Annotated in this window: 3 protein-coding genes; 1 reads left to right on the top strand and 2 read right to left on the bottom strand. The window is 72.0% G+C overall.

Features of this window, described 5'->3' with window-relative positions; translation table 11 throughout:
* Nucleotides 1–286: 286 nt before the first annotated feature.
* On the bottom strand, nucleotides 287–1,165 hold the full coding sequence (locus ACESL7_RS13705; RefSeq protein ID WP_372893871.1) for an NAD(P)-dependent oxidoreductase: 879 nt from the start codon (nucleotides 1,163–1,165) through the stop codon (nucleotides 287–289).
* A gap of 98 nt (nucleotides 1,166–1,263) precedes the next feature.
* Between ACESL7_RS13705 and ACESL7_RS13700 the strand changes: the two genes are divergently transcribed.
* A complete protein-coding gene (locus tag ACESL7_RS13700; RefSeq protein ID WP_372893870.1) occupies nucleotides 1,264–3,735 on the top strand; it encodes a penicillin acylase family protein in 2,472 nt (823 codons plus the stop codon).
* Here ACESL7_RS13700 and ACESL7_RS13695 read toward each other — a convergent pair.
* Nucleotides 3,730–4,131 (bottom strand): EamA family transporter (locus tag ACESL7_RS13695; protein WP_372893869.1); only part of this gene is annotated, 402 nt, incomplete at its 5' end. The two genes, ACESL7_RS13700 and ACESL7_RS13695, sit on opposite strands and share 6 nt — an antisense overlap.

Here is a 4,131-nt window from a genome sequence, read left to right as displayed (position 1 = left end):
GCTCCATCAAGTCCAGACGAAAACTCGCCGGACGGGACACAACCTACCTCGCGGCAATCCTCGCCTCCTCACCTGCGTGACTTGGATTCGGAGCCCTGGGCGGAGAGGCAGGCAAAGGTCCCGCCCCTGATGAAATCACCTTGCGCCCCGACAAATGCGCGGTCTCTCGGTTGCCCGATCAACCCGGCATGACGCTCGAAGGAAGACTGCGGGGGAAAGATCGCAAGGCCCCGGCGTCGCGCACCCGGGGAATCGGGTCGAAAACCATCGGCCGCGCGTGGCGGCTTCACTCCGGCGACAGCGCCCTGAGGCGGCGGATCAGCGAGGAGGTGTCCCACCGACCGCCGCCCATCGCCTGCACGTCCTTGTAGAACTGGTCCACAAGCGCGGTGACAGGAAGCGCCGCGCCGATCTCGTCGCCGGTGTCGAGGCAGATCCCGAGGTCCTTGCGCATCCAGTCCACCGCGAAGCCGAAGTCGAACGCGTCGTCGAGCATCGTGGCCGAGCGGTTCTCCATCTGCCACGACCCCGCCGCGCCCTTCGAGATGACCTCGACGAGCGCCGCGCCGTCGAGACCCGCCCGGTCGGCGAAGTTGAGCGCCTCGGACAGCCCCTGCACGAGGCCGGCGATGGCGATCTGGTTGCACATCTTGGCAAGCTGGCCCGCGCCGGAGGGACCCAGCCGGCGGCAGGTCGCGGCATAGGCGGCGATCACCGGCTCGACGCGGGCGAAGGCCGCCTCGTCGCCGCCGCACATCACCGATAGCCGGCCGGTCTCGGCCCCCGCCTGCCCGCCGGAGACGGGCGCATCCACGAAATCGACGCCCTGCCCCGCGGCGGTCCCGCAGAGCTCGTCCGTCACCCGCTTCGAGACGGTCGTGTGATCGACGAAGACCGTGCCCGCGCCCATGCCGGCAAAGGCGCCGTCGGGCCCGAGGCAGACCGCGCGCAGGTCGTCGTCGTCGCCCACGCAGGCCATCACGATCTCCGCCCCCGCGGCCGCCTCGCGCGGGGTCGGGGCCTGCGTGCCGCCGTGCTCGGCCGCCCAGCGCGCCGCCTTTTCGCCCGTGCGGTTGTAGACCGTCACCGCGTGCCCGGCCTTCGCCAGATGTCCGGCCATCGGATAGCCCATCACGCCGAGACCGATGAACGCCACCTTCGCCATCGCGTGCCTCCCCGTTCCTCTTGCCTTTCGGCTCCGGGCACGTTTGTCTCGCGCCGCGTGCGCCTTTGCAAGGGCGGCGCCGGCACGGGAAAGGCACGATGGGCAGAGCGATCCGCTGGATGTTCCGCATCGCCACGGCGCTGGTCGCGCTCGTGGCGGTGGCCGTTGCCGTGGTCGCCTACCTCGCCGCGCGCTCGCTCCCGGATTACGACAAGACCCGGACGGTCGCGGGCCTCTCGGCCCCCGTCGAGATCGTGCGCGACACCTCCAACGTGCCCCACATCCTGGGCGAGGCAGACGCGGACGTCTTCTTCGGGCTGGGCTACGCCCATGCGCAGGACCGGCTCTGGCAGATGGTGGTGCTGCGGCGCACCGCGCAGGGCCGGCTTTCGGAGATGTTCGGCCGGCGCACGCTGGAGGTCGACACGCTGATGCGCCGGTTCGGGCTCTACCGCGCCGCGCAGGCCTCGGTCGACGCGCAGGACGACCGGACGCGCGCCGCGCTCGAGGCCTATGCCGAGGGCGTCAACGCCCGCCTCGCCGAGATCAACGACGAGAGCCTCGGGCGCGGTGCGCCGGAGTTCTTCATCTTCGACGCGCCGATCGCGCCCTGGCGCCCGGCGGATTCGCTCGCGCTCGTCAAGGTCATGGCGCTTCAGCTCTCCGGGCATCTGAGCGCGGAGGTGCGACGCGCGCGCCTCTCGCTCGCGCTCGAGGAGCGGCCGGGCGCGGTCTCGGATCTTCTGCCCGATGCGCCGGGGGCGGGCGTCGCGGCGCTGCCGGAATATGCCGCGCTTCTGCCGGAGCGTCCCGAGCGCAGGCAGGTCGCCGCCGCGGCGCACGACCCGCTCTGGCCCCTGCCGGAGCCGGGCTTCGCCGGCGCCTCGAACGCCTGGGCGGCAGCGCCGGCGCGCGCGGCGGCCGGCGGCACGCTTCTGGCGAACGATCCGCACCTAGGGCTCTCGGCGCCCGCGATCTGGTATCTCGCGCGGCTGGAACTCTCGGCGGGCGGCGTGATCGGCGCGACGATCCCGGGCATCCCGGCCGTCCTCTCGGGGCGCAGCGACCGGCTCGGCTGGGGGCTGACCTCCTCCTACCTCGACGATCAGGACGTGCTGCTCGAGGAAGTGAACCCCGATGCCCCCGAGGAATACCGCACGCCCGACGGATGGGCCCCCTTCGAGACGCGGCGCAGCATCGTCGAGATCGAGGGCGAGGCGCCGGTCACCCTCACCCTGCGGCACACCGAGAACGGCCCCGTCCTGCCGCGCAGGCGCTTCGGGCTCGAGGCGGTCACGCCGCCGGGCCATGTCGCCGCCGTCTCATGGACCGCGCTTTCGGAAGAGGACACCTCGCTCGGCGCGGCGATCGGGTTGATGTACGCGGACACGGTGGAGGAGGCGCTCGACGCCGCCGCGGACTACGTCGCGCCCTCGCAGATGCTGACGGTGGTCGACGGCGAGCGGATCGCCCTCAAGCTCATCGGCGCGATGCCGCGCCGCGACGCGGAGCACCAGACGCAGGGCCGGATGCCCGCCTTCGGCTACCGGCCCGAGAACCGCTGGAAGGGCACCCTGCCCTACGAGTCCAACCCCGGTTTCGTGGACCCGCGGGGCGGAATTGTCGGCAACACCAACAACAAGATCGTGGACCGGCCCTTCCCGTTTCATGTCTCCCACCGCTGGGGCGACACGCAGCGCGTCGAACGCTGGCGCCGCCTGATGCAGGGGCGCGAGATCCACACCCGCGACAGCTTCGTGGAGGCGCAACTGGACACGGTGAGCTATACCGCGCGCACGCTTCTGCCGCTGGTGGGCGCCGACCTCTGGTTCACGGGCGAGGCTGCGCCCGCGGGCACGCCCGAACGCCGCCGCCAGCGCGCGCTGGAGCTTCTGGCCGAGTGGAACGGCGAGATGAACGAGCACCGGCCCGAGCCGCTGATCTACGCGGCATGGATGCGCGCGCTTCAGGAGCGGCTGATCCGCGACGACCTCGGTCCGCTCGCCGAGGAGTTCCCGCATGTCGAGCCGCTCTTCATCGAGCGCGTCTTCCGCGACGTGGACGGGGCGGCCGGGTGGTGCGACATCCGCCGCTCCTCGGCCGACGAAAGCTGCAGCGACATCGCGCGCCTCGCGCTCGACGACGCGCTCGTCTGGATCGGCGAGCGATATGGCGACGACCTCGAGAGCCTGCGCTGGGGCGATGCGCATCAGGCCACGCACGACCATCAGGCGCTCGGCGAGGTGCCGGTGCTGCGGTATTTCGTCAACATCCGGCAATCGACCTCGGGCGGGGACAACACCCTGATGCGCGGGCTCACCCGTGGCGAGGGGCCTGACCCCTTCGAGAACGTGCACGCCGCCGGCTACCGCGGCGTCTACGATTTCGCGGACCCCGACAGTTCGCTCTTCGTGATTTCCACCGGGCAGTCGGGGCATTTCCTGTCGCGCCACTACGACGATCTCGGCCAGCTCTGGCGACGCGGCGAATACGTGCGCATGTCGCTCGACGCCGAGCTCGCCCGCGCGGGGGCGGTGGGCGTCACGCGGCTGGTGCCCGAGGGGTCATAGCCCGAAGAAGCGCTTGCGCCCGACGAGCCCCGCCTGCCCCGGCCGCACCGCCGGCGCGACGAGGATCGCCGCGAGCACCAGCGCCGCCGCGAGCGCCTCGCGCAGGCCGAAGGCCTCGCCGAAGGCCAGCGCGCCGACCGCGATCATGGTGGGGAGCTCCACGCTGCCCGCCGCGGCGGCACGGCCCGGGCCGACGTGCGGCACCGCCGCCGTGTAGACGAGCTGCGGCAGGAGCGCCGTGACCGCCGCCATGCCCGCGATCAGGAGCCAGGTCGCGCCGCTGTCGGGCAGGAAGCCGGAGACCGGCGTCGCGGCCAGAAGCGGCGTCATGCCGATCACCGATCCGAGCGCGGCGCAGAACAGCCGCTCCGGCACCGTCAGCCCGTGCACGAAGTT

The organism is Rhodosalinus sp. (genome assembly GCF_041685465.1).
Lineage (GTDB): Bacteria > Pseudomonadota > Alphaproteobacteria > Rhodobacterales > Rhodobacteraceae > Rhodosalinus.
Note: the sequence above shows the minus strand (reverse complement) of the source record. Positions and strands in the feature narration are given on the sequence as shown.